The sequence below is a fragment of the Nocardia sp. NPDC058499 genome, from assembly GCF_042719915.1.
GTDB lineage: Bacteria > Actinomycetota > Actinomycetes > Mycobacteriales > Mycobacteriaceae > Nocardia.
The window spans coordinates 936,454-962,142 of record NZ_JBHXMZ010000001.1; the positions used below are offsets into that span (position 1 = coordinate 936,454).

The following is a 25,689-nucleotide window of genomic DNA, read 5'->3' on the forward strand; positions in this document are numbered from 1 at the left end:
GCCTGCGCAAACTACACCACCGCCGCGGCGACGGATACACCGGTGAACGCCGGATCAGACCTCGAGCAGTTCGGATTCCTTGTGTTTCACCAGTTCGTCGATCTGACCGACATATCTGGCGGTGGTCTTGTCCAGTTCTTTCTCGGCCCGGCCGACCTCGTCCTCACCGGCCTCGCCGTCCTTCTGGATCCGGCCCAGTTCGTCCATGGCCTTACGACGCACATTGCGGATCGAGACCTTGGCGTCCTCGCCCTTCTGCTTGGCCTGTTTGACCAATTCGCGGCGCCGCTCCTCGGTGAGCTGCGGGATCGAGATCCGCAGGATATCGCCGTTGTTGGTCGGGTTCACGCCCAGATCGGAATTGCGGATCGCGGTTTCGATCGGCCCGAGCTGTGCCTGCTCGTACGGTTTCACCACCACCATCCGCGGCTCCGGAACGGTGATACTCGACATCTGGGTGATCGGGGTCGGCGATCCGTAGTAGTCGACCACGATCCGGGAGAACATCCCCGGGTTCGCGCGCCCGGTCCGGATGCCGCCTAGATCGTCCTTCGCCACCGAGACAGCCTTCTCCATCTTCTCCTCGGCGTCGAAGAGCGCTTCTTCAATCACGACCGTTCCTCCACTGCGTCGTCATCGTCATGACCCGCGGGCCCGCGGTATCAGGATCGAACCAATGTGCCGATCTTCTCACCGGCCACCGCCCTGGCAATATTGCCCTTGGTCAACAAATTGAACACCAGCATCGGCATCTGGTTGTCCATGCACAAACTGAACGCCGTCGAATCGGCGACCTTCAGGTCGCGTTCGATGGCTTCCTTGTGCGTGATCTCGTGGAACATGCTGGCGTCCGGATCCAGCCGCGGATCGGCGTCGAACACTCCGTCGACGGCCTTGGCCATCAGCACCACCTCGGCGCCGATCTCCAGCGCCCGCTGGGCGGCGGTGGTGTCGGTCGAGAAGTAGGGCATCCCCATCCCGGCGCCGAAGATCACCACGCGCCCCTTCTCGAGATGTCGCTTGGCGCGCAACGGCAGATAGGGTTCGGCGACCTGTCCCATCGTGATGGCGGTCTGCACCCTGGTGTCGATTCCCTGCTTCTGCAGGAAATCCTGCAGCGCCAGACTGTTCATGACCGTGCCGAGCATGCCCATGTAATCCGAGCGCGCGCGTTCGAGACCGCGCTCCTCGAGTTCGGCGCCGCGGAAGAAGTTCCCGCCGCCGATCACCACCGCCACCTGCACCCCGGTGGAAACGACCTCGGCGATCTGCTCCGCGACGGTCTGCACCATATCGGGATCCAGCCCCACCGTGCCGCCGCCGAACATTTCACCGCCCAGTTTCAGCAGTACCCGGCGATATCCTGGGCGGTCGGTCCCGGGGTGCGTCATCGGCTGGCGTCTCCTTCGGCGATCGGCGGTGCTCGGTAGATAGTGTTCATGGTGCGGGGCCGCCGGGGAACCGGTGCCGCCCGCTTCCGACTGGCCCGGGCGCGGCGCGTGGCTACGTGGCATAGGCCAACACAGGGCGGCCTCTATCCTGCCCTACGCCGCCGGGCGGGCGTACGACGGGGCGGGCGAGGCCGGAAAGTGCCCGCTCAGCAGCGAACCCCCGCCGCAGGGTATGCGACGGGGGTTCGTGCGAAACGGATCAGGCCTGGCCGACCTCGAAGCGGGCGAACCGGGTGACGGTGACACCGGCCTCGTCCAGCAGAGCCTTCACGGTCTTCTTGTTATCGGTGACCGACGGCTGCTCGAGCAGCACGACGTCCTTGAAGAAGCCGTTCACGCGCCCCTCGGTGATCTTGGGCAGCGCGGCCTCGGGCTTACCTTCTTCGCGGGCGGTCTGCTCCGCGATCCGGCGCTCGTTCTCGACGAGATCGGCGGGGACCTCCTCGCGGGTGACGTACTTGGCCTTGAGCGCGGCGACCTGCATGGCGGCGCCGCGGGCGGCCTCCGCGGCGGCGTCGCCGGAACCGGTGTATTCGACGAGCACGCCGACGGCCGGCGGCAGATCCGACGCCCGCTTGTGCAGGTAGGTGGCGACCGGGCCGTCCAGGGAGACGACGCGACGCAGTTCCAGCTTCTCGCCGATCTTGGCGGCCAGCGCCTGCAGCGCCTCGTCGACGGTCGAGCCGTCCAGGGCCACGGCCTTCAGGGCATCCACATCGGCCGGTTCGGCGGCCGCGGCGGCGGCGATGATCTTATCGGCCAGCTCCTGGAACTCCGCGTTCTTGGCCACGAAGTCGGTTTCGGAGTTGATCTCGACCATAACGCCGTCCTTGGCGATGACCAGGCCCTCGGCGGTGGTGCGCTCGGCCCGTTTGCCGACATCCTTGGCGCCCTTGATGCGCAGCAATTCCACGGCCTTGTCGAAATCACCGTCGGTTTCGACCAGCGCGTTCTTGCAGTCCATCATTCCGGAGCCGGTGAGCTCCCGCAGCCGCTTCACGTCAGCGGCGGTGTAGTTCGCCATCGGGGGCGAGCCTCCTTCGAGAAAGTCAGGTACCGGTCAGCGGTGGCCACGGGCTCGTACAGCCGTGACCACCGCTGTGGAAATTCGGGTTCGGCGGCGCTCATCTCAGCAGTAGCCGGTGAGCGCCGGCCGAACACGGGGTGACGACTCAGGCCTCGGCCGGAGTCTCCGCGGGCGCCGCAGGGGCCTCCGCCGGGGTCTCGGCGCCGGGCGCGGCCTGCGCCAGCAGCTCCTGCTCCCACTCCGGCAGCGGCTCCGCACCGGCCTCGGGCTTGTCGTCGCCGCCGGAGCGGCCGGCCCGGGCCTGCACACCCTCGGCCACCGCGGAGGCGACGACCTTGGTGAGCAGCGCGGCGGAACGGATCGCATCGTCGTTACCCGGGATCGGGTAGTCGACGAGGTCGGGATCGCAGTTGGTGTCCAGGATCGCGATGACCGGGATGTTCAGTTTGCGGGCCTCGCCGACGGCGATGTGCTCCTTGTTGGTGTCGACGACCCAGATGGCCGAGGGCACCTTCTGCATATCGCGGATACCGCCGAGGGTGCGGTCCAGCTTGTTCATCTCACGCGTGAGCATGAGGATTTCCTTCTTGGTGCGACCCTCGAAACCGCCGGTCTGCTCCATGGCCTCGAGTTCCTTGAGGCGCTGCAGACGCTTGTGCACGGTGGAGAAGTTGGTGAGCATGCCGCCCAGCCAGCGCTGGTTCACGTACGGCATACCGACCCGCGTGGCCTCGGCCGCAATGGACTCCTGGGCCTGCTTCTTGGTGCCGACGAACAGGACGGTGCCGCCGTGGGCGACGGTCTCCTTGACGAATTCGTAGGCCTTATCGATGTAGGTCAGCGTCTGCTGGAGATCGATGATGTAGATGCCGTTGCGGTCGGTGAAGATGAACCGCTTCATCTTCGGGTTCCAGCGACGGGTCTGGTGCCCGAAATGCGCGCCGCTGTCGAGCAGCTGCTTCATGGTTACGACAGCCATTGCTCTCGTATCTCTCTTTCGTTGCCGGTTGTCGCAGCAAGCCGGCGGCCTGCTGCCCTGGCACCACAGAACACTCGGACCCGATCATGGATCGGGACCAGCCGAGACGTCCCCTGTTCCGGAATCGCGCCGCCGACCGTCGGCTCCCGAGGAGCACGTGGTGGGCAGCGCCGTGATGAACAAGCACGGTGGTGCGCGAAGTCGGTCGGTGCCACACAGAAAACTGCGAACACAGACCGCTCGGCCAGTTTACGGCGTGCGCTGCGAGAATCGGAAATCGGCCGGTCGCACGGGTACCTCCGGCGAGCTGCGGCCGGGTCTTTTGAAACATAGTTTGTTCACAGGGGCGGGTTATCCACAGGTGCCGGAATTGCGGGTTCCGACCGGTATCCGCCGCGGGCACGCTGAGCATATGAGCCGTCACGACACCGCCGACCGCATCACTCCTGCGCCGGCCGGACTCCCGCCCGCGCCGCGCAGCTGGCCCTATATCGCACTACGTGATCGGCCGATTTCCGCACGCGCCGCACAAGACGGCGAACCGTTGCCACCATGGCCGCGAAGATCGCACGAGCCGCCCGCACCGGGTACCCGAGGGGGTGGAATGCTGCGGCGCCGCACCGGTGTGCCCGGCCACACCGCGCACCTCCGCACCGCCGCCGTACTCCCCGAGATCCGCGAACACGCCCGCCGTCTCCCGGCGACCCACCGCGGCCCACGATTCGCACGCCTCCTGTGGTGTGCCGACAACCACCGGAAGACAGGCGCCGACCGGATCGTCGCCGCACCGGCGCTCTCGGCCGCCGATACGACGGGTAACGAGCCGGAGCGGCGGGCATATGGGGCCGGGACGAGCACCACGGCGCGCCCCGCGGTTCGTCGTTTCGTCCCGGCCCGCGACGGTGCATACCACCGAGGTATGCCTGCACCCCGATCTGCGCACGCCGGACGATCCGCTCGCGCCGCGAGCGATGCCACGGTGGCCGGCCGGAATCGTCCGGGCCGGAGCGCGGTCCCGACGGCCGCCGCGACCGGCCGGCGCGCCGTGACGCAGGTGAGCCGGCCCGGGAGTTCGGACGCGGGCGCCGCGGGGCTCGGCGATATCGAACGGCGTGCCCGGCGATACGAACGCCGGATGGCCCACGGCGCCTTCCCTCCCGCGGACCGCGAGCCTGTCCCGGTTCTGCTCGACACGTTCGTATCGCAACGTGCGGATCCGGGACGCCGGTCTCCCACGGCATCGCCCGATGACTCACCGCTGCCCATGGGGATACCGTCACGGTTCGCCCCCGGTCGGCGATTCCGGCGCGCACCGGTCCGGAACCCGATCCGGCGTGCTGTCCCGGAAGATCACACCGGCACGCGGAGCCGATTGTTCCGGTACCGAAGCGTGGCAGGGGCTGTCGCCGGAGGGCGGAGCCCGGTGACCAGGGTCATCACCGTGGGCGGCAACAAGCTGGTCACCCGTTCGGTTTCTGTGCGGGCCCGGCACCGGCGTTCCGAGGTGGGGCACCGGCGGTGGGATGTACTGCTCGGTGCCGCGTTCACTACGGTGCTCGTCGCGTTCCCGCTGGGTCCGGGTGCCACAGCCGCCGCCTATTCCGGCGGGCCGGTGGTGGCCGCGCAGTCGTCTACCGGGGATACCGCGGAGGGTCGCGACTCGACGGGAACCGGCGAAGGCCCCACCACACCGGCTGCGGTCGCCGCATGCGGCGGATCGGGATCGGCTTCCGGGTCCGGCTCCGAATCGCCCTGGTCCGGTTCCGCCGAGTTGGCGGCCGGTTCTGCCTCCGGGTCGGCCTGCACGGTCGTTCCGGCGTTGGGTGAATTGCTGCGCACACTGATCCGGCTCGCACCGAAGATCGCTCCGCCCTGTCCGTGCCCGAATGGCCGGAAATAGGAGCGCCGCCGGGCCGGGCGTATGGAGGGGGTACGCCCGGCCCGGTATGGGCTCTGTCTCCGGGCTGTTGGTTCTGCTGATGGCGCTGGCCGCCGCCGGTCCGGCCGCAGCAGGCCCGGACAAGCCGTTCACCTGGCCGTTGCGGCCACGGCCCGCCGTCGAACGAGCCTTCGACCCACCGGAGCAGGACTGGCTGCCCGGGCATCGCGGTGTCGATCTCGCCGGAACGCAGGGACAGACGGTTTACGCGGCCGGCCCGGGAGTGGTGGTCTTCGCCGGCGAAGTGGCCGGTAAGCCGGTGGTATCGATACGCCACGAAGGGGATCTGCGGACGACCTATGAGCCGGTGACGGCGAAGGTCACGGTAGGCAGACGGGTCACCCGCGATACCGCAATCGGTGTCCTGGAGGCGGGACATGCGGGATGTGCGACCGCTTGTCTGCACTGGGGCGTCCGCCGCGAGCAGAGCGGCCGGGCCAAGCGGGAGTATCTGGACCCGCTCGGCCTGCTGCGCCTGTCTCCTATCCGTTTGAAACCGGTGCATCCAGGCCGGTAACCCGGCGCAGAAAGTGCACAGCCTGCCTCGGCGAGATCTTTGCGCGCGACTTCGGCTCCGCCCTGCTCGCTCGACCTGGTTCCGGCCCGCCCGGATTTCGGCGCTCAGGTTCCGAGATCGAGATCACCGGTATCGACGGCTTCGTGTTGCCGATGGCAACAAGGTCGCGCTCGGAAGCCATGCGGTGCGGGGTCCGGGCCGTCCACCGAATTCGCTAGACGGCGACCGGTGTGGTCAGGGTGAACCCGACGGTGACGACTGCGGCGACGACCACCGCCGCGGTCGTCCACCGGATGGTCGTCGAGCCCGTGCCGCCGGCACCTCGGTGCAACCGGAGATTACGGCGGTAACCCAAACCGGCGACGACGAGCAGGACCAGACCGGCGATACCGGGCGCCAGCGCGGCCGTATCCCAGCCGGCCTGCAGCACCGCGCGGAGCAGCAGCAGCGCGACAGCCACCGTGCCCAGGCATGTTCGCCGCCACGACAGCGCGGTACGTTCCGCGGCCAATCGGATTTCGGTGGAATCGGGCATCGGCACACCTCAGTGCAGCAGAACTGCCACGCAGGCGAGTACCGCCACGAACGCGGTACCCGCGGAAAGTACCGGGACGAGCACCGTACCGGGCAGAGGCCGGCCCTCATCCATGGCCGACCGGATGCGCCGCCAGTGCAGGAAAGCACCGACGGCCACCACCAGCGACAGCAACAGGCAGCTCACCGCCAGCGCGGAACGGAAATCCGACGGCCACTGCTCCACCACCACGGTGTGCACGGCGACACCACCGGCGAGCAACCCGAGTGCCGTGCGAATCCACGACAGGAAGGTGCGCTCGTTGGCGAGGGTGAACCGGTAATCGATCGGAGCCACAACCGGTTCCGGTGTCGCATCGGCGCCCGGTTCCCCGGCCACGTCCGGTACCGGGCTCATCGGGTATCCGCACTGGTAGCGGTCTGCACGCTCACCTCCCGATCCGCCTTCGGACACTGCTGAACGGATCCGCTGGACAGCGTAAACGCCGCGCTGTCCACGAGTCCACGTACACACTCCGCTTCCGGCATGTCGAGCTGGGCACGGAGCGCGGAAGACTCGTTCACCGGCTTGTTCCGGCTCCGAACCGGTAAGGATGCGGGTCAGTGTTCGGGCGGATACAGGGAGGACCGCCCCCGATTCCGCAGTTCGCAACCATCCCCGGTCCGGTCCCGATCCGCCCGGAGGGCCGGTCCGGCCTGCGGTGCCGGACTCGGCACACCGGACACACTCTGCTTCGGCCGGGTCAGCCAAGCCAGCCGCGTCGGCCAGGTCAGCCAGGTCAACCGGGTCGGCCAGGTCAGCCAGATCAACCAGGTCAGCCAGATCAGCCAGATCAACCAGGTCGACCAGGTCAGCCAGGTCGACCGAGTCAGCCAGGTCAACCAGATCGGCCAGGTCAGCCAGATCAACCAGATCAACCAGATCAACCAGATCAGCCAGGTCGACCGAGTCAGCCAGGTCAGCCAGGTCGGCCAGGTCGTCAACCTATGGGGTGGGACGCAAGAATCGACCGACGCTCACGCCCGGGGATGCGCCTGGTCGTGTGCTGTACGGAGTCGTTCGATGGATACATGGGTGTAGAGCTGGGTGGTGGCCAGGCTGGCATGGCCGAGCAGTTCCTGTACCACCCGCAGATCGGCACCGCCTTCGAGCAGATGGGTGGCCGCCGTATGCCGGAGCCCGTGCGGGCCCATATCCGCGGCGCCGGGTACTGCGGATATCGCCGCGTGCACGACGGTCCGGGCCTGGCGTTGGTCGAGGCGCCGGCCGCGCCGGCCCAGCACCAGGGCGCGACCGGAATCCGGGGTGGCCAGCATCGGCCGGGCGTGATTCAGCCAGTTGTGGACCGCCTGGTCGGCCGGCAGCCCGAACGGCGCGGACCGTTCCTTGCGCCCTTTGCCGAGTACGCGCACGACCCGGCGTTCCCGGTCCACATCGTCGATATCGAGACCACACAGCTCGCTGACCCGGATACCGGTGGCGTACAGCAGTTCGATGATCAACCTGTCCCGTAATGCCATCGGGTCGTGCTGGGCCGCACCCGATTCCACCGCCGACATGATCCGGGCGGCCTGTTCCTGACCCAGCACCGCGGGCAGGCTGCGATGCGCTCTGGGCGCGGCCAGCCGCAGACCGGGATCGCGGTCGAGCCGGCCGGTATGGGTGAGCCACGCGGTGAAGGCCCGGGCCGCGGAGGCACGCCGCGCCATACTCGTGCGCGCAGCGCCCTGTTCCGCATGGACCGCCAGCCACGACCGCAGCGTGGTCAGGTCGAGTTCACGCAGCGAAGCATCGGCAGACTGTCCGAGCAGATGCCGCAGCAGTGACCGGATATCGCCGAGGTAGGCGCGCACGGTATGCGCCGACCGGTTGCGGCCGAGTTCCAGGTATCGCCCGTATTCGGTCAGCAGAGCTTCGAGGTCCTCGGGTAATTCCGCCACCACCACACCGTTGCCCGCGCCCCGCAGCTCCGCAACCCCACGCGCCGTAACCGACCACCGTCACTTGTCCGTCACCACGGCGACCGCGGCGTTTCGGCCCGCACCGGGTTCGCGCATCCTGTTCGCGACAGAAATCGCGGCTGTACCGGCTGGATGCCGACCAGGCGTTCCGCATGAGCTGCCTTCGGGTAGCCCTAGCGAAGCGGCCGATGCGACGACCGCCCGCGCCGTGGCCGGTAATGATAGTGACGGCTCGAAAGGTGCAGCCGCCTCCGAGTATCGGCATCGGACCGATCTTCGATATCGGAACGGGACTTCACCGCGATCGGAGCGCCGGCGCCTGTACCGCTGGTTCGTCAACGACAGCCGCACCGACTCCCTGGAGGCTTTGCGCAGCATCGGCCGGACCCGGCGGCGACACCCGTGACCGTGAACCGATCGTTCCATATCCGAGCCGGCCGAATTTCGGCCGCACGACGCTCGGGACCGGTGCGGGCGAGCCGGTCTGCAGTTCGTGGAATGAATCAGCATCCTTCGCCTGCTGCTGCTCGAATCACTCGTCCGACGTGTGCCCCGGCGCCACACCGCTGTTCGCCGACCGGTCGGCCGCGGTGCGCGGTCCATTGCGTAACCGGAACCAGCCCGACCCGGCGCTCCCGGCCAACTCGGCCATATCGAGGACCGCCAGCGCGGCTCGGACCTCGGCGATGGTCAACCCGGTGGGGGCGCACAATTCGTGTGGCCAGCGTCCGCCGGTATCGGGCAGAGCCGAGTACACCGATGACTGTGCTGTGGTGAGCTGGTGTGCGGCAGGCGGTTCCGAGTCGCCGACCGGCGGTAGGTGTAGTGGTGCGGCGTCGGCGAGCACGTCGTCGACTTTGCTGACCAGCACCGCTTCCCCGTCTCGAATCATTCGGTGGCAGCCGGCGGACGCGGCGGAATCCACCGACCCCGGGACCGCCATCGCGGGACGGCCGATACGGCGCGCCCATTTCACCGTATTGCGCGCACCGCTGCGCGCTCCCGCTTCGACCACCAGAACACCATCGGCCAGGGCCGCGATGAGCCGGTTCCGGGCCAGGAAATGATGTTTGCGTGCCGTGGTGCCCGGCGGATATTCGCTGACCACCAGGCCTGTTTCGGCGATCCGGTCGAGCAGGCGATCGTGCTGGGCGGGATAGGGCCGGTCCACACCGCAGGCCAGGACGGCGATCGTGGTGCCGCCGACAGCGAGTGCCGCGCGGTGGGCCATACCGTCGATACCGAAGGCCGCGCCGGAGACGATGGTCCAGCCGCGGGCCGCGAGATCCCCGGCCAGCGCCCCGGCGGCCCGATCACCGTATCCGGTACTGCATCGGGCGCCGACCACTGCCAGCGACCGATCGGTCAGCTCGGTCAGATCGCCGGTCCCGCGCACCCAGAACACCAGCGGCATCCCGCCGTCGGGGTCCCGTCCCGGCGGTAGTTGCGAGAGGCCCAGCATGCGCCAGGCGGGCCATTCCGGGTCGTCGGGGGTGACCAGCCGGCCGCCCAGCCCTCCGATGGTTTCCAGATCCCGGGCGGCCCGATCTTCCGCACGGCGCGCCGCTGTCGCCCCGTGCAGAACCCGCGGCAGTTCCCGTTCCCGGACGGCTCGTGCCGCCTCCACCACGCCGACGGATTCGATCAACGCGGTCAGCGCCGGGCACGGCCCCAGGACCACCCGGGACAGATAGGCCCACGCGAGCTGTCTGCGGCCGGGATCGCCGGCGGCCCCCTGCGCCGCCGGCGATCCGGGCTGCCCGGCCGTCACTGTGTTCCCCGCTGCCGGAAGTTGAGCGCCTGCATGACATCGTGTGCGGTGGGCACCTCACCGCCGCGCAGATCACAGACGGTCCAGGCGACCCGGAGCGCCCGGTCGGCTCCCCGGGCCGAGATCCGCCCCAGCCGCAGCGCCGCTTCCACCGGTGCCGTGGACTCGGCAGGTAGCGGAAACTGCCGCCGCAGGACGTGCCCCGGTACTTCGCCGTTGGTCCGCCAGCCGAATTCGTGCCAGCGAGCCGCCGCGGCGGAGCGGGCGGCCGTGACCCTTGTGCGGACCGTCGCGCTGTCCTCGGATTCCGCGGCCGCCAGCCCGGCGGACGACATGGGATGCATCTGCATCCAGATATCTATCCGGTCCATCAGCGGGCCGGATAGTTTGCCGAGGTACCGGCGCCGGGCCAGCGGCGCGCAGATGCAGTCCACATCGCGGGCGGGAGCGCAGGGACAGGGGTTCGCGGCCAGGATGAGCTGGAACCGGGCCGGAAACCGCGCGACCCCGTCCCGGCGGGCGATCCGCACCTCGCCCTCCTCCAGCGGAGTGCGCATCGCCTCCAGCACCTTGGCACCGATTTCGGCGCATTCGTCCAGGAACAGCACGCCCCGGTGGGCGCGGCTGACCGCGCCGGGCCGCGCCGAACCCGATCCGCCGCCGACCATGGCGCTCACCGACGTCGAATGATGGGGTGCGACGAACGGCGGTGTGGTGATCAGCGGCTGTTCCTCGGAGAGGGTGCCGGCCACCGAATGGATGGCGGTGACCTCCAGCGCCTCGTTCTCCGACAGCGGCGGCAGAACACCCGGCAGCCGCTGCGCGAGCATGGTTTTGCCGATACCGGGCGAACCGGTCAGCAGCAGATGGTGCCCACCGGCCGCGGCGACCTCCAGCGCCCACCGTGCCTCGTGCTGCCCCGCGACATCGCGCAGATCACCCACCGGCGATGCCTGATGCGGCGGTGGAGCCGGCGATTCCGCAAGCTCCCGCTCCCCGCGTAACCAATCGAGGGTGGCACGCAATGTGGGCGCCCCCAGAACCCGGATCCCCGCGACCAGACCTGCCTCGCACAACGCTTCCTCGGGCACGATCACGGTTTTCCGGCCTGCTCGCCGCGCCGCGAGCACAGCGGGCAGAACCCCACGGACCCGCCGCAACCGGCCGTCGAGCGCAAGTTCGCCGAGCAGGACCGTACCGGCGAGTTTGGCGGAGGGCACGATATCGGCCGCGTCCAGCACGGCGACGGCCAGCGCCAGGTCGTACGTCGAGCCGACTTTCGGAAGCGTTGCGGGGGACAGCGCCAGGATCACCCGCCCGTCGGGCCATTTCTCGCCGGTATTGGCCACGGCCGCCCGTACCCGGTCGCGCGATTCCTGTAGCGAGGTATCCGGCAGGCCGACGAGGTGCACCGACGGCAGCCCCTGCCCGATATCGGCCTCGATCTCCACGACCTGTCCGTCGATCCCGCGGACGGCAATCGAGCAGGCCCGGCCGAGCGGCATCAGAACACCGCCTCGAGGTGCTCGATCACGGGTTGCGCCGTCCGTGACAGCAGGACCGAGACCACATCGAACCGGATGCGCTGCCACGGCCCGTCCTGTTCGGTGAGCCAGAGCAGCGCCAGCCGGCGGATCCGCCGCTGTTTCTCGTAGGTGACGGCTTCGGCCGGTATCCCGTACCCGAGACCCGACCTCGTTTTCACTTCCACGAATGCGGTGACGCCCGCGTCGCGGACGATCAGGTCCAGTTCGCCGTACCGGCAGCGCCAGTTGCGGCAGATGATTTCCATTCCGGCGGCCTGCAGATACTGCGCCGCCAGTTCCTCCCCTTGTGCGCCGAGCGCCGTGTTGTGTGCCACCCGGTCAGCTTCGGCGCTCGGCCGCCGCAGTACGGACCGGCGACCTGGGAAGACAGCGAACCTGTGGACAACGGGATCCTGTGGACAAGTATCGGCATGCGCAGGCTGGAAGTAGGTCCCTGACCGCGCACCCCTGCCGACCATCGCCGAATCCGCAATTGCGCCGCCCCGGCGCTCCCCGGAAACTCCGGACGGACGAGCGTAGTCGCCGGCCACACGGCGGACAGCGCCGCCAGGGGCGTCGTCCGGACAGGCCGGCCTCTGGCGATAAAGGCCGCGATCCGAGCCCAGCGCATGTAGCCGCCGTGGCGTGGACCGGCACCACCGAACCTGTTACACGAACCGCATCCTGAGTGGCAAAGCTCTGCGAACGCAGGCCGGGCCTCCGCGACCGCGCGCGGTGTGGCCCGGCTCACCGGGCTCACGGAGCGGAGCCGGGACCACGACGGGCCGCACCCGCCCGCCGCGCGGGGCGGCAGATGGACGACGTCAGGCAGTCATCGCGGCGGGAGTGATCGCCCGACCCCGGTCACCGGAGTGCGCACCCATCCGGCACCGGACGGAATCAACCGTCCGGGCGCCGGATCACTCCGGAAGCCGCAGGTCTGGCTTCTCCAGCTCTTCGATGTTGACGTCCTTGAAGGTGATCACCCGGACGTGTTTGACGAACCGTGCCGGCCGGTACATATCCCAGACCCAGGCATCGCTCATCCGGACTTCGAAGTACACCTCGCCGTCGGCGTTCTGCGGCCGCAGTTCCACGGAGTTGGCCAGATAGAAACGGCGCTCGGTTTCCACCACGTACGAGAACTGGCCGACGATGTCCTTGTACTCCCGGTACAGCGAGAGCTCCATCTCGGTTTCGTATTTCTCGAGGTCCTCGGCACTCATCGGGTGGAACGTCCTCCTTCTCGCCGCCATGCGTGTGTTGTCATCATCGCTCATGCCGCCTGCGCATGTCACCGTGGGCCGGTCGACCGCCCCTCGGCGCCGGGGCGTATCCGGCCGCGACACCAGGTGGCCGGGCCCGCCTGCAGCCGGGTCAGGCGGCTCCACCGGTCCCGGCGGTGACCTCCGCCAGGATTTCGCCGGCCGGTGTCAGCGCGACCTCGCTGTCCCGTACATTGCGCCATGACCTGCGATGTTCCGGGCAGGGGCCGAGCCGCCGCAGCGCTTCGATATGCCGGGTGGTGTTGTAGCCCTTGTGTTCGGCGAACCCATATCCGGGCACGCGCTGATCGAGTTCGACCATCATCCGGTCGCGGGTGACCTTGGCCAGCACACTGGCCGCGGCGATACACGCCGCGGTGCCGTCCCCGCCGATCACCGGTAGCGACGGCACCGGTAGTCCCGGTACCCGGAACCCGTCGGTGAGCACATAGCCGGGGTTTCGCCCGAGACCGGCGACGGCCCGGCGCATCCCCTCGATATTCGCCACGTGGATACCGATGGCATCGATTTCGGCCGCCGGGACAACCACGACCGACCAGGCCGCCGCGAGCCGGGTGATGACCGGATACAGGGCCTCACGGGTCGCCTCGCTGAGTTTTTTCGAATCGTCGAGCCCGGCCAGCGCATCGTGTGCGCGGGGCCCGAGTACACAGGCGGCCACCACGAGTGGCCCGGCGCTCGGGCCGCGGCCCGCCTCGTCGACTCCGGCGACCGGCCCCAGCCCGCAGCGGTGCAGCGCCGATTCCAGGGTTCGCAATCCACCTGCCCGGCGCATCACCACCCGCGGTGGCCAGCTCTGCTCCCGTACCGCTTTCATACGCGTATTCGTCGCCAACTCGATCCGCCCCGACTCAATTCTCCTGCGGGTTCGTTCCATCGATGGGGCCGATCCGGCCGGGCGGCCAGATCTTCAGCACCGCTTTGCCGCGGACGTTGTCGACGGGCACGGTGCCCTGGAACTCGTCACCGATATGCGCCCGGGAATCCGCGGATTCGTTGCGGTTGTCGCCCATCACCCACAGATTGCCCTCGGGCACGGTCACCGGCCCGAAAACGCGGCCCACCGGGTAGGCGGCGTTCGCCTGACCGGGCAGCCACGGGTAATCGTCCTCGACGTAGGGCTCGTCGAGTGGTTGCCCGTCGACCATCACGCGGCCCTGGTCGTCACAGCATTCCACCGTCTGCCCGCCGACCGCGATAACGCGTTTGACGAGATCGTTCTCGTCCGGCGGTACCAGGCCGAAGAACGAGAAGAAGTTCTGTACGCCACGGATGACCGTATTGTCCGAGCGGATGGAGCGGTAGTGCCCGTTCCAGGAGGGCGGTCCGACGAAGACCACGACGTCCCCCGGCTCGGGATCACTCCAGTAGTAGCTCAGCTTCTGCACATAGATCCGGTCACCCGTGCAACCGGCGCAACCGTGCAGCGTCGGCTCCATGGACTGGGAGGGGATCACGTAGGGACGGCCGACGAAAGTCACCATCAGAGCGGCGATAACCGCCGCGATCACGAGCAGGATGGGAAGTTCCTGCCAGAACGGCCGCTGCTTCTTCGCTTTGACGGCCCGCCGCGCCCGGCGCCTGCGGGGCTGCCCGTCCGCGGGATCCGACCCCGATCTCGACCAACTCTCGTCTGCCACGCGAACAGCGTAGCCCGGCACCGCAGTGGTTACGCGGTACCGGGCTACTTATGCCGTTCGCCGAGGTCACCGGCGCGCACCACGGCGCGCGGGTGTCGGCGATCAAGGGCAGGTCAGCGCTTCTCTTTGATCTTGGCGGCCTTACCGCGCAGCTCCCGCAGGTAGTACAGCTTGGCCCGGCGGACATCGCCGCGGGTCACCACATCGATGTGATCGATGGTGGGGCTGTGCACGGGGAAGGTGCGCTCCACGCCGACACCGAACGACACCTTGCGCACGGTGAAGGTCTCGCGGATACCGCCGCCCTGGCGCCGGATGACGACGCCCTTGAAGACCTGGATACGTTCCTTGGAGCCCTCGATGACCTTCACATGCACATTGAGGGTGTCGCCCGGACGGAAGTCGGGGACATCGCTGCGCAGCGAGCTCTCGTCGACGAAATCAAGGGTGTTCATGATCATCCTTCTGATGGTCGCGCGAACAGAGGAACCTGGCGGCGCGGGCGCTCGACCGGTTCGTGCTCCGAATATGGGATGCGCCGGGCCGAATGCGACCAGGGCAACCCGTGCATTGTGCCAGATCAGGGATCACTTCCGGAAACGGGCCCCGGTGCGGCCCGTGGGTCGCGGGCGTCCTCCTCGGTGGTTTCCGGCTCACCGCCGTGCGCCCAGCGGTTCAGATCCTGCAGCAGGGGGTGGTGCCGGTGCGGTGCGGGGGGCGCGGGAACCACCCGGCGGGTCAATTCTTCCTCCGCCGCCGATCGGACGTGTTCGACATCCGGTTTTCCGGCGATCAGGTCCTGGACGAAGATCTTGGCCCGGATCACGGGACGGCGGTACCGCCGTTCCCGCACGATCGCCCGGTACATCAGCCGCCGCCGGTTGTTACCGTAGCGCCAGCGCGCCCACGGTGCCCCGGGCCGGCTCAGCCGCAGCGCCCCCACCACCAGCAACGGCAGGAAGAACATGCCGAACAGGCCGGTCCAGATCTTGCCCTTGGCGATCACCACGGCGGCCAAGGCCAGATTTCCCAGCGCGAACGCGATGACCAGCACCCGCACCCACGCCCCCGGATAATCGCGCAGGCCGTTGATCTCGAGCAGCCACAGCGGGTGGAAACCGAGCAGCAGCAGGCCGGTCACGGCGAGCGCGACGAAAACCGCGTCCACCGAGGTGCGGCCCTGTTTCTCCCAGTAGACGTCGCGCAGGTAGTAGAGCAGCGCGAACTCGTCGAGGACCAGTGCCGCACCGACTCCGAACGATGCCGCCAGCCCGGCCGCGACGGCCGGACCGCCACCGGCGTCGGCGGTGGCGATCATCCCGATCCCCGAGATCAGGACCAGCACCACCCCGAACACCATGTGGTGGATGTGCACACCACCGGGTTTCAGGTTGCCGGGCCACCAGCGCACCTGCGCGCGGATCAGCCGGACGCTGACCCGGATCACCAGGAATCCGATGATGAAACCGAACAGGAAGCACAGGAGTGGGAGCCGGCCCGCGGCGATGACGTCCTCGGACCACCACTGCCGCATACCGGCCCCCCTTCACTTCGAAAGGCGTTACTTTCCGAAACCCGCCCGCCGCAACGCGTCGGCCATGGCGCCGTTCACAGGTGCATTATCCCGCCGGTTCCCGCGACCCTGGCCCCGATTGCGGGCCGGATCGCCGCCGCGGCCCTGGCCGGCGCCCTGACCGCCGGCGCGTCCGCCCGCATTACCCTGGCCCCCACGGTTCTTCGCGCCCCGGCCCTGTCCACCGCGATCCCCGCCGCCCGCACGGCCGGCGTCGTCGCGTCCACCGGCACCGCGGCCGCGCTCACCACCGGGCCCCTGGCCGCGTTCCGGTTTACCGGCGCCGGGTTCGTCGTCGAGCCGCAGCGACAGACCGATCCGCTGGCGCGGAATATCGACCTCGAGCACCTTCACCTTGACCACGTCACCGGATTTGACGATCTCGCGCGGATCGCGGACGAAATTCTTCGACATCGCCGAGACGTGGACGAGCCCGTCCTGGTGCACGCCCACATCGACGAAAGCACCGAACGCGGCAACATTGGTGACCACGCCCTCGAGCACCATTCCGGGTTGCAGATCGGCGACCTTCTCGATGCCGGCGGCGAATTCGGCGGTTTTGAATTCCGGCCGCGGATCGCGACCGGGTTTCTCCAGTTCACCGATGATATCGGTGACGGTCGGTACGCCGAAGGTCTCGTCGGTGAATTCGGCGGGACGCAGGCCGCGCAGCACCGATTCGTTCCCGATGATCTCGGCGATCCCGCTGCCGGTGGAGTCGAGGATCCGGTGCACCACCGGATAGGCCTCCGGATGCACGGCGGAGGTGTCGAGCGGGTTGACGCCGCCGCGGATCCGCAGGAAGCCGGCGCACTGTTCGAAAGCCTTGGGGCCCAGCCGCGGCACGTCCAGCAGCGCGGTGCGGCTCGGGAAGGCGCCGTTGCGGTCGCGGTGGGCGACAATACTTTCCGCAACCGAACCGGTGATGCCGGAAACCCGGGACAGCAGCGGAACCGAGGCGGTGTTCACATCGACGCCGACCGCGTTCACGGCATCCTCGACCACCGCGCCCAGCGAGCGGGCCAGCAGTGTTTCGGAGATATCGTGCTGGTACTGCCCCACTCCGATGGATTTCGGTTCGATCTTGACGAGTTCGGCCAGCGGATCCTGCAATCGGCGGGCAATGGACACCGCACCGCGCAGCGAGACATCCATATCGGGAAGCTCCTGCGAGGCATAGGCGGAGGCCGAATACACCGAGGCGCCGGCCTCGGACACCACGATCTTGGTCGGTTTGTTCTCCGGAATACGCTCGATCAACTGCGCGGCCAGCGCATCGGTTTCGCGGGAGGCGGTGCCGTTGCCGATGGCGATCAGCTCGACCCCGAACCGTTCCACCAGCGCGGCGAGGACCGCCAGCGATTTCTCGGTCTGGTTCTGCGGTTTGTGCGGATAGACGACCTCGGTCGCCACGGCCTTGCCGGTACCGTCGACCACCGCGACCTTCACGCCCGTCCGGTAGCCCGGGTCCAGGCCCATGGTGGTGCGGGTACCCGCCGGCGCGGCCAGCAGCAGATCCCGCAGATTGGCGGCGAATACCTCCACCGCATCGCGTTCGGCGGCCTGCCGCAACCGCATCCGGGTATCGATACCGAGACTGACCTGCAGTTTGGTCCGCCAGGCCCAACGCACCGTATCCAGCAGCCAGGAATCGGCGGCGCGCCCCTCGTCGGCGATGGAGAACCGCTGCGCGATCCGCGCCTCGTAGACGGTGCGCTCACCCGTTTCGAGTTCGGAATCCGCGGGTTCGGGATCGAGGTGCACGGAGAGCACCTCTTCCTTCTCACCACGCAGCAGCGCCAGGATCCGGTGGGAGGGCAGGGCGGTGAATTCCTCGGCGAAGTCGAAGTAGTCGGCGAATTTCGCGCCGGCCTCTTCCTTCCCGGCGCGCACGGTCGCGGTGACGCGGCCCCTGCTCCACATCATCTCCCGGAGTTCACCGACGAGATCGGCGTCCTCGGCGAACCGTTCGACCAGAATGGCACGGGCACCGTCGAGCTGTTCGGCGGTGTACCCCGCCGGATCGGTAGCCGGATCGCCGAGCAGGGCCTCCGCGACGGGTTCGTGGCCGGCCTCGCGGGCGATCTGAGCCTTGGTGCGGCGCTTGGGTTTATAGGGCAGGTAGATATCTTCGAGGCGGGCCTTGGTTTCGGCCAGCAGCAGCTGCCGGTGCAGGGTTTCGTCGAGTTTGCCCTGGCTGCGGATGGATTCGAGCACGGTGGCCCGGCGTTCGTCGAGTTCCCGCAGATAGTGCAGGCGTTCTTCGAGAGTGCGCAGCTGTGCGTCGTCCAGGCCGCCGGTGACCTCTTTGCGATAGCGCGCGATGAACGGCACCGTGGACCCGCCGTCGAGTAGTTCGACGGCGGCCGTGACCTGGTTCTCACGCACCGCCAGTTCGTCGGCGATGCGCCGGGTCACGGGGCCGGAAACGGCGGGGCCGGTACCGGTGGTGGCGGTCGAGTCTGTCTGGATCGTGTCGGGACCCGAGGTCTCTGGCGCTGTCGTCACGACCCGCACACTACCTGCGCCTGGTGACAGACGAACCCGGCCCGGTCCGGCACCACCGGCCCGGCACCGGTACCGCTAACCGGCCGCGGTGCGTCCCTGATCCCGGAGCAGGAAGCGCTGGACCTTACCGCTGGGCGTCTTGGGCAGATCCGTGACGAAGTGCACGCGCCGCGGGTAGGCGTGCGCGGCGAATTTCTTCTTGACCAGGGTCTGCAGTTCTCCGGCCAGTGCGTCGGTGCCCGTAACCCCGTCGCGCAGCACCACGAACGCCTCCAGCACCTCGCCGCGGAGCTCGTCCGGCAGGCCGACGACCGCGGCCTCGGCGACATCGGAGTGCAGGACCAGCACGCTTTCCACTTCGAACGGTCCGATCCGGTAACCGGCCATGATGATCACATCGTCGTCGCGGGCGGAGAAGTGGAAGAACCCCTCGCTGTCGCGGGAGCCGGCGTCACCGGTGAGATACCAGCGGCCGTCGGGCGTATAGCGCTGCGCGGAGCGTTCGGGATCGCCCAGGTAGCCGACGAACCACAGCAGGGCGCTGTGCTGGGTATCGATGGCGATCCGGCCGAGCTGTCCGGGCGGGGCCTCGATATCGGCGTCGTCGGAGAGGACGGTGCAGGCCCAGCCCGGCAGGGAACGGCCCATCGACCCCGCGGGTGCGATCGCGTTCAGCTCGTCGTGCCAGGCATTGCAGATCACCATGCCGTGCTCGGTCTGGCCGTAGTGATCGCGGACCGCGACACCGAGCGCCTCGGCCGACCAGGCGACCACCTCCGGTGTCAACGGCTCCCCCGCCGACGACGCGCGGCGCAATCGAGCCGACTGCCCCTCGGACCCGGCCCGCAGCGCCCGGTAGACCGTCGGCGCGGCCGCGAAATTGGTGACCCCGAACCGGTCCAGCACCTGCCAGGTCAGCTCCGGGGAGAAGCCGGCATGCAGCAGCAGACTCCGGGTGCCCGACGCCAACGGTCCGAGGATCGCGTAATAGAGACCGTAGGCCCAACCGGGATCCGCGGCGTTCCAGAAGACATCGTCGGGACGCACGTCGAGTGCGAACTCCTGATAGGCGTGGAAGGAGGCGAGCGCACGCACCGGAATCGGCACGCCCTTCGGTGTGCCGGTGGTACCGCTGGTGAACAACTGGACCAGCAGACCGTCACCGCCCACCGTCGCCGCAGGTGCGCCGGTATCCGAGACGGGCAGATCGTCCAGCCGCACGGCGCCCGCGATATCGGCCGGTCCGGTGACCACGGTGCGCCACGGCGGCTCCGCGGGCATATCCCCGCCCGGCGTCAGCTTGCCGGCCTGATCCGGATCGGTGATCACGACGGCAGCGTCGGCGGCGCGCAACCGGAAGGCGATCGCCGGTGGAGCGAACGCGGTGAACAACGGAACATGGACCGCGCCGCGGCGCCAGACGGCCAGCAGCACGGCCACCAGATCCGCGGATTTCGCCATCAGCGTCGCGACCCGATCGCCCGGCCCGACGCCGAGACCGGCCAGCGCAGCCGCATACCGTTCGGACCGTGCACGCAGCTCACCGTAGGTCAGATCGACCGACGAGAGGTCGCTCTCGACAACCGTGAACGCGACGGCATCGGCCGGGTGCCGGTCGCAGAGCAACTCGGCTGCGCACGCATCGCCGCGGTCGTAGGTGTCCAGCAGTTCACGCACCCGCGTATTCGGGTCGGCACCCATCTCGCATCTCCTCGGTTCATCGATCCGGTGTTGCAATAGGATGTAGGTCACAGTTTGCCGGCACTACCCCCGAAAAGGGGTGAACCTCCATGACCGCGGACCCCGCGCTGCTGCGCCCCCGGGACAGCGATGCGCTGCGCGCCGAAATCCGCCGGCTGGCGGGCGCCACCGGGGTTCCGGTGCTCTTCGCCGGCGAAGTCCAGGCCGATACGCTGCTGCTGAGCGAGTTCTGCGGGGTCCGTACCAATGGGCTGCGCGGGTTGTCGGTCCGGCGCGCGTCGGGTCTGGGCGGCCAGGTCCTCGATTCGCGGCGGCCCGCAGCGGTGACCGACTATCGCAGCGCGCTGTCGATCACCCATCACTACGACGGCCCGGTGCTCGGTGAGGGAATCCGTTCGGTGCTGGCGGTGCCCGTGGTCGTGGAAGACCGGTCGCGCGCCGTGCTGTACGCGGCGCTGCGCGGTCCCGGCCCGATCGGCGGCCGTACCGCGGAGGCAGTGCTACAGGCCGGTCGTCGGCTGGCGTCGGAGATCACGATCCGGGACGAGGTCGATCGGCGGCTGCGGTTGCTCGACGCGGCGGCACCCTCGCCCTCGACCGGCGGGGTGCTCGCCGAGGAGATCCGCGCCGTCCAGGCGGAACTCCATACCCTCGCGGACGGCTCCGCCGATACGCAGCTGGGCGAGGCACTGCGGGCGGTCGGCGACAAACTGGCCAGGGCCCTGTCGGGTCCCCCCGCCCCGGAGGCGCCCCGGCTCGCCCGCCGGGAGATCGATGTGCTGGTGCAGGTCGCGCTGGGATGTTCGAACCAGGAGGCCGCGCAACGCCTGTCACTGGGACCCGAGACGGTCAAGAGCTATCTCCGCAGCGCCATGCACAAACTCGACGCCCGGTCCCGGCACGAAGCCGTGGTCGCCGCGCGCCGCTTCGGCCTCATCCCGTGATACCGAACCCTGCCCCCGGCGCCCACGGGTCGACCGTGGCCCGTCAGTCGTGTCCGGGCAGCAGATCCGGGCGACGTTCCCGGGTCCGGATCAATGCTTGTTCCCGGCGCCAGGCCGCGACCTTCGCATGGTCACCGGACAGCAGGATCGGCGGGACCTCGAGTCCCCGCCACGACACCGGGCGGGTATAGCTGGGGCCTTCCAGCAGTCCGTCGGAGAACGAATCCTGTTCGTGCGACTGCTGATTGCCGAGCACCCCGGGAATCAGCCGCACCACCGCCTCGGTCATCACGAGGACCGCGGCCTCACCGCCGATCAGGACATAGTCGCCGATACTGACCTCTTCGACGCGTACCCGCCGCGCCGCGTCGTCGAATACTCGCTGGTCGATCCCCTCGTACCGGCCGCAGGCGAAGACCAGATGCCGCTCACCGGACCAGCGGGCGGCCGTGTCCTGGGTGAAGGGCACCCCGGCCGGTGTCGGGACGACGAGCAGGGCATCGTCCGGGCACACCTCGTCGAGCGCGGCACCCCAGACCGTGGGTTTCATCACCATGCCGGGTCCGCCGCCGTACGGCGAATCGTCGACGGATTTGTGCACATCGTGGGTCCAGCGGCGCAGATCGTGGACATCGACCGAGAGCAGGCCTTTGTCGATGGCCTTGCCCAGCAGCGCGGTGCGCAGCGGCTCCAGGTATTCGGGGAAGATGGTGATCACGTCGAGCTTCACGACGACCGCCTCATTCCGGATCCAGCAGGCCCTCGGGCGGGTCGATCACGATCAGCCCGTCGGCGATCGACACCGTCGGCACGATGGCGGTGACGAACGGGATCAGGATTTCGCGGCCGTCGCCGGCGGCGCGAACCGACAGCAGTTCACCTGCCGCGGAATGCAGTACATCGGTAACGGTGCCGACAGCGGAACCGTCGGTGAGTTCCACGCGCAGACCCTCGAGTTCGTGATCGTAGAACTCGTCGGGATCCGCCGCCGACCCCAGATCCTCGCTGTCCACCAGGAACAAGGTGCCGCGCAGGGCGTCCGCGGCGCCGCGATCGGTGACTCCGGCAAGTTGCACGAGAAGCCGGCCCGAATGTTCCCGGGCCGACTCCACGGTGAAATTCCGCACCTCTTTCGACCGAGCCGCCCGGCCCCGCAGGGTCGAGCCGGGCGCGAAACGCGCCTCCGGTTCGTCGGTGCGGACCTCGACGACCAGTTCGCCACGCACCCCGTGCGATTTGGCGACCCGGCCGACTACGAGTTCCATCTACTGATCGGTGTCGACCACGTCGACCCGGATACCGCGGCCACCGATACCGGCGACGAGCGTACGCAACGCGGTCGCGGTACGGCCGCCCCGGCCGATGACCTTACCCAGGTCGTCGGGGTGGACGTGCACCTCGACGGTGCGCCCGCGGCGGCCGGTGATCAGCTCGACGCGTACGTCATCGGGATTGGCGACGATACCGCGGACCAGATGTTCCACGGCATCGGCGACGACGACGCTCATTACTCGGCAGCCTCGGCGGATTCGGTCGCTTCGGCGGCGCCCTCTTCCTTGTCCTTCTTGGCCTTCTTCTTCGGGGTCACGGCCTCGGTGACCGGCTCGTTGTCGGCGGCGGCCAGCGCGGCGTTGAACAGGTCCAGCTTGGACGGCTTGGGCTCGGCGACCTTGAGGGTGCCCTCGGTGCCCGGCAGGCCCTTGAACTTCTGCCAGTCGCCGGTGATCTCCAGCAGCCGCTGCACGGGCTCGGTCGGCTGCGCGCCGACACCCAGCCAGTACTGGGCGCGCTCGGAATCGATCTCGATCAGCGAGGGCTCTTCCTTGGGGTGGTACTTGCCGATGGACTCGATGGCCCGGCCGTCACGGCGGGTACGGGCGTCCGCGACGACGACGCGGTACTGCGGGTTGCGGATCTTGCCCATACGGGTGAGCTTGATGCGAACAGCCATCTGCTGATCTGCCTTTCATTGTGGTCACGGCGCAATTCAGCGACTCACGCGGTTCGCGAGCCCGGTTTTGCGAATGGAGTGTGTGACCGCCGCGCGGTACGGAACCGGAGACGGGCTGACACTGTCCGGAAGGACGATCGACCATTCTGCCAGACGCAGGTCCGAGCCCGAAATCGCGCCCGTTCCGTCGTGCTCCGGCGGCCGGCCCACCGTCCGATCGCGGACGCCGGACCACTGAACAACCATGCCGCCAGGTGGCGGGCCGTGGTACGCGTGCGTAGTGTCCGCTGGGTCGCGCTGTCCGCGCGGCGGCAACGATCGAGAGTACGGACAGCGTGTTGTATCTGAACAGAGTCCTCGCCGCGGCGGCCGCGGCCGTGATCGCCTCGGTACCGGTCGCCATGCCCGCCCTCGCGCAGCAGTCGCCACAGGCCGGGACCGAGTACGCCCCGACGATGCTGGTACTGGACGCGTCGGGTTCGATGCTGGCAGCCGATCCCGGTGGCGGCACCAAGATGGACGCGGCCAAGAACGCGGTCCGCAGTTTCGTCACCGCGGCGCCGGACAACGCGAAGGTCGGACTCGCCGCCTACGGCACCGGCACCGGCAACTCGGACGCGGAGAAGACCGCGGGCTGCCAGGACGTGCAGATCCTGCACCCGGCCGAAACCGTCGACAAGCCGGCATTGACCGCGGCCACGGACGGGATCGTGCCCCGCGGATACACCCCGATCGGCGCATCGCTGCGGGCGGCCGCCGCCGCACTGCCGCAGGAAGGGCCGCGCTCGATCGTGCTGGTCTCCGACGGCCTGGACACCTGCGCACCACCGGATCCCTGCGATATCGCCCGCGAACTCAGTGCCCAGGGCAACGATATCGTGATGCACGCCATCGGTTTCGGGGTCGACGATGCCTCACGCGCACAGCTGACCTGTATCGCCCAGAACACCGGTGGCACTTACACCGATGCCGCCGACGGCGCGGCTCTCGAACAGGTGCTACCCAGGGTCAGCGCGGTCGCCCTGCGCAGCTACGCCCCGGTGGGCACCCCGATCGCCGGCACACCGGAATACCGTGAAGCACCCGTCGCGGAACCCGGCCAGCACCTCGATGTACTGAAGCCGAAGAACAAGCAGTACTACGCGGTGGACGTGCCCGACGCTGCCACGGCCTATTTCAGCGCCACTGTGTCGTTTCCGCGTGGCGACGATGCGGTGTCATCGAACAACAGGCTCGATATCCGTGTCTACGGCGACGACGGGCACGACTGCAATGCCTTCGAGTTCGCTCAGGCGACCCGGTCGACCGATGGTGTGGCCCTGACGGTCAGCAGCGTCTGGGCCGGTGCCGCCGAACCCGAATCCGGCAGCTTCGGCACCGATAAGTGCCGAGGAGGGGGCCGATACTACTTCGCACTGGAATGGGGTCATGTCGCAGACAATGCACCGGCCCTGCTGCCGGTGGAACTGTCGGTCGGAGTGGAGCCGGGCGTCACCGATCCCGGTCCGGCGGCCCAGCCGACCGCGGTGGAGTTCACCGCGCCCGGCGGCACCCCGGCTCCGGTGACCGGCGGCGGATCGTTCAATGTCGCGGCAGATCTGCCCGGGACCGGCCGCTACACCGATACCGTGCAGCGAGGGGAGTTCGTCTTCTACCGAGTGAAGGTCGACTGGGGCCAGGGGCTGGCCTACCGGGTGAGATTCGGCGACAGCGCCGAGCGAGGCAGCGAGTACACCTCGAATATCGCGACCACGCTCTACAACCCGTACCGCGGCGAACTCGACTCCAGCACCACCTCCTACGCGGGCACGGAGCGGATCCTGCCGATCAACGATCCGGCGCTGGCGACCGTCCCGGTCCGCTATCTCAATCGAGAAGAACGCGGCGAAGTGGCCGACCAGGCCGTGGCGGGCCGGCACTACATCGCGGTGAAACTGAGCCCGACGATCCACAGCACCCGCGCGGTCGCGCCGGTGCCGATCGAGCTGGAGGTCGCTGTCATCGGTGAGCCGGAACCCGGACCGCAGTACGCGGACGGCGATGCCGCGGCCGAGGGAACATTCGGCGAGGAATCGAAGCGGGTGACCGCCGATGATTCGGCCCAGCAAGCCGGGGAAACCTCCGATAGCGGGATATCGCCGCTGGTATGGGTTGCCGTTGCGGCCGCCACGGTGGTGGCGGTGGCGGCATTCGCCGGTGCGCTGCTACTGGCTCGCCGACGTAAGCACTGAGCCGGAATCTCCCCTGAGCACGCGAAATAGCTCAGGGGAGATGAGCCACTCCCCGATCCCCGGGCGGTAATGCCGTTACCACGGCGGCCGGTATCCGGTCGCCGACTGTGCGCGTCACCGACCCCCGGATTCGCACGCCCACCGGGAAC

At 68.6% G+C, this 25,689-nt stretch carries 26 protein-coding genes; 4 read left to right on the forward strand and 22 right to left on the reverse strand.

The features are described from left to right. Positions 1 to 54: 54 nt before the first annotated feature. From frr to rpsB, 4 genes are all read right to left on the reverse strand, one after another. On the reverse strand, positions 55 to 612 hold the full coding sequence (gene frr / locus ACFWPH_RS04335; RefSeq protein ID WP_033241387.1) for a ribosome recycling factor: 558 nt from the start codon (positions 610 to 612) through the stop codon (positions 55 to 57). A gap of 50 nt (positions 613 to 662) precedes the next feature. Next, positions 663 to 1,391 (reverse strand): UMP kinase, encoded by a 729-nt coding sequence (gene pyrH / locus ACFWPH_RS04340; RefSeq protein WP_280413700.1) that lies wholly within the window; start codon positions 1,389 to 1,391, stop codon positions 663 to 665. A 259-nt stretch (positions 1,392 to 1,650) separates the two neighbouring features. Then, a complete protein-coding gene (gene tsf / locus ACFWPH_RS04345) occupies positions 1,651 to 2,475 on the reverse strand; it encodes a translation elongation factor Ts (RefSeq protein WP_378748036.1) in 825 nt (274 codons plus the stop codon). Positions 2,476 to 2,623: 148 nt separating this feature from the next. After that, positions 2,624 to 3,457 carry a 30S ribosomal protein S2 gene (gene rpsB / locus ACFWPH_RS04350; RefSeq protein WP_062974544.1) on the reverse strand — a complete coding sequence of 278 codons (834 nt, stop codon included), beginning with the start codon at positions 3,455 to 3,457 and terminating at the stop codon, positions 2,624 to 2,626. Between the two features lie 1,423 nt (positions 3,458 to 4,880). Here rpsB and ACFWPH_RS04355 point away from each other — a divergent pair. Together ACFWPH_RS04355 and ACFWPH_RS04360 are read left to right on the forward strand one after the other, a co-directional pair. Continuing rightward, positions 4,881 to 5,357: a hypothetical protein gene (locus ACFWPH_RS04355; protein ID WP_378748037.1), complete on the forward strand. Its 477-nt coding sequence runs from the start codon at positions 4,881 to 4,883 to the stop codon at positions 5,355 to 5,357. Between the two features lie 46 nt (positions 5,358 to 5,403). Further along, positions 5,404 to 5,913: a M23 family metallopeptidase gene (locus ACFWPH_RS04360; RefSeq protein WP_378748038.1), complete on the forward strand. Its 510-nt coding sequence runs from the start codon at positions 5,404 to 5,406 to the stop codon at positions 5,911 to 5,913. A 214-nt stretch (positions 5,914 to 6,127) separates the two neighbouring features. Here the strand turns inward: ACFWPH_RS04360 and ACFWPH_RS04365 are convergent, their stop codons facing one another. From ACFWPH_RS04365 to ACFWPH_RS04430, 14 genes are all read right to left on the reverse strand, one after another. Next, positions 6,128 to 6,448, reverse strand: a complete 321-nt coding sequence (locus tag ACFWPH_RS04365) for a DUF202 domain-containing protein (protein WP_378748039.1) — start codon at positions 6,446 to 6,448, stop codon at positions 6,128 to 6,130. A gap of 9 nt (positions 6,449 to 6,457) precedes the next feature. Then, positions 6,458 to 6,844, reverse strand: a complete 387-nt coding sequence (locus ACFWPH_RS04370; RefSeq protein ID WP_378748040.1) for a YidH family protein — start codon at positions 6,842 to 6,844, stop codon at positions 6,458 to 6,460. Between the two features lie 203 nt (positions 6,845 to 7,047). Continuing rightward, positions 7,048 to 7,431 (reverse strand): hypothetical protein, encoded by a 384-nt coding sequence (locus tag ACFWPH_RS04375; protein ID WP_378748041.1) that lies wholly within the window; start codon positions 7,429 to 7,431, stop codon positions 7,048 to 7,050. A 33-nt stretch (positions 7,432 to 7,464) separates the two neighbouring features. Beyond that, a complete protein-coding gene (locus ACFWPH_RS04380; RefSeq protein WP_378748043.1) occupies positions 7,465 to 8,388 on the reverse strand; it encodes a tyrosine recombinase XerC in 924 nt (307 codons plus the stop codon). A gap of 553 nt (positions 8,389 to 8,941) precedes the next feature. Then, positions 8,942 to 10,180, reverse strand: coding sequence for a DNA-processing protein DprA (gene dprA / locus ACFWPH_RS04385; RefSeq protein ID WP_378748044.1), 1,239 nt, complete (start codon positions 10,178 to 10,180; stop codon positions 8,942 to 8,944). Beyond that, complete coding sequence (locus ACFWPH_RS04390) at positions 10,177 to 11,685, reverse strand: YifB family Mg chelatase-like AAA ATPase (RefSeq protein WP_378748045.1); 1,509 nt, start codon at positions 11,683 to 11,685, stop codon at positions 10,177 to 10,179. Before ACFWPH_RS04390 ends, dprA begins: the two co-directional genes overlap by 4 nt. After that, entirely contained in the window at positions 11,685 to 12,041 is a 357-nt protein-coding gene (locus ACFWPH_RS04395) for a YraN family protein (protein WP_378748046.1), read from the reverse strand. The genes ACFWPH_RS04390 and ACFWPH_RS04395 overlap by 1 nt, the downstream gene beginning before the upstream one ends. A 585-nt stretch (positions 12,042 to 12,626) precedes the next feature. Continuing rightward, the gene (locus ACFWPH_RS04400) at positions 12,627 to 12,932 is read right to left on the reverse strand and encodes a DUF2469 domain-containing protein (RefSeq protein ID WP_011210678.1); all 306 of its coding nucleotides are present in this window, start codon (positions 12,930 to 12,932) and stop codon (positions 12,627 to 12,629) included. A gap of 151 nt (positions 12,933 to 13,083) precedes the next feature. After that, entirely contained in the window at positions 13,084 to 13,809 is a 726-nt protein-coding gene (locus ACFWPH_RS04405; protein ID WP_378748047.1) for a ribonuclease HII, read from the reverse strand. Between the two features lie 34 nt (positions 13,810 to 13,843). Next, positions 13,844 to 14,632: a signal peptidase I gene (gene lepB, locus ACFWPH_RS04410; RefSeq protein ID WP_378748049.1), complete on the reverse strand. Its 789-nt coding sequence runs from the start codon at positions 14,630 to 14,632 to the stop codon at positions 13,844 to 13,846. Between the two features lie 113 nt (positions 14,633 to 14,745). Continuing rightward, positions 14,746 to 15,087: a 50S ribosomal protein L19 gene (gene rplS / locus ACFWPH_RS04415; protein WP_030521783.1), complete on the reverse strand. Its 342-nt coding sequence runs from the start codon at positions 15,085 to 15,087 to the stop codon at positions 14,746 to 14,748. Positions 15,088 to 15,212: 125 nt separating this feature from the next. Further along, positions 15,213 to 16,166 (reverse strand): hypothetical protein, encoded by a 954-nt coding sequence (locus ACFWPH_RS04420; RefSeq protein WP_378748050.1) that lies wholly within the window; start codon positions 16,164 to 16,166, stop codon positions 15,213 to 15,215. 27 nt (positions 16,167 to 16,193) lie between these two features. Further along, the gene (locus ACFWPH_RS04425; protein WP_378748242.1) at positions 16,194 to 18,677 is read right to left on the reverse strand and encodes a Tex family protein; all 2,484 of its coding nucleotides are present in this window, start codon (positions 18,675 to 18,677) and stop codon (positions 16,194 to 16,196) included. A 111-nt stretch (positions 18,678 to 18,788) separates the two neighbouring features. After that, positions 18,789 to 20,414 (reverse strand): AMP-binding protein, encoded by a 1,626-nt coding sequence (locus ACFWPH_RS04430; protein WP_378748051.1) that lies wholly within the window; start codon positions 20,412 to 20,414, stop codon positions 18,789 to 18,791. Positions 20,415 to 20,503: 89 nt separating this feature from the next. Here ACFWPH_RS04430 and ACFWPH_RS04435 point away from each other — a divergent pair, with 89 nt between their 5' ends. Further along, complete coding sequence (locus ACFWPH_RS04435) at positions 20,504 to 21,358, forward strand: LuxR C-terminal-related transcriptional regulator (protein ID WP_378748053.1); 855 nt, start codon at positions 20,504 to 20,506, stop codon at positions 21,356 to 21,358. 43 nt (positions 21,359 to 21,401) lie between these two features. On the opposite strand, the gene trmD is transcribed toward ACFWPH_RS04435, so the two are convergent. The 4 genes from trmD to rpsP are packed head-to-tail and all read right to left on the reverse strand — an operon-like array spanning position 21,402 to position 23,309. Continuing rightward, positions 21,402 to 22,088 (reverse strand): tRNA (guanosine(37)-N1)-methyltransferase TrmD, encoded by a 687-nt coding sequence (trmD, locus tag ACFWPH_RS04440; protein WP_378748054.1) that lies wholly within the window; start codon positions 22,086 to 22,088, stop codon positions 21,402 to 21,404. 10 nt (positions 22,089 to 22,098) lie between these two features. Next, positions 22,099 to 22,623: a ribosome maturation factor RimM gene (rimM, locus tag ACFWPH_RS04445; RefSeq protein ID WP_378748055.1), complete on the reverse strand. Its 525-nt coding sequence runs from the start codon at positions 22,621 to 22,623 to the stop codon at positions 22,099 to 22,101. Next, the gene (locus ACFWPH_RS04450; protein ID WP_030521790.1) at positions 22,624 to 22,866 is read right to left on the reverse strand and encodes an RNA-binding protein; all 243 of its coding nucleotides are present in this window, start codon (positions 22,864 to 22,866) and stop codon (positions 22,624 to 22,626) included. It lies immediately after the preceding gene. Continuing rightward, on the reverse strand, positions 22,866 to 23,309 hold the full coding sequence (rpsP, locus tag ACFWPH_RS04455; protein ID WP_033241372.1) for a 30S ribosomal protein S16: 444 nt from the start codon (positions 23,307 to 23,309) through the stop codon (positions 22,866 to 22,868). Before rpsP ends, ACFWPH_RS04450 begins: the two co-directional genes overlap by 1 nt. Before the next feature lie 338 nt (positions 23,310 to 23,647). On the opposite strand from rpsP, the gene ACFWPH_RS04460 reads away from it, so the two are divergent. Next, positions 23,648 to 25,540 (forward strand): VWA domain-containing protein, encoded by a 1,893-nt coding sequence (locus ACFWPH_RS04460; RefSeq protein ID WP_378748056.1) that lies wholly within the window; start codon positions 23,648 to 23,650, stop codon positions 25,538 to 25,540. The last annotated feature ends 149 nt before the right edge of the window (positions 25,541 to 25,689 follow it).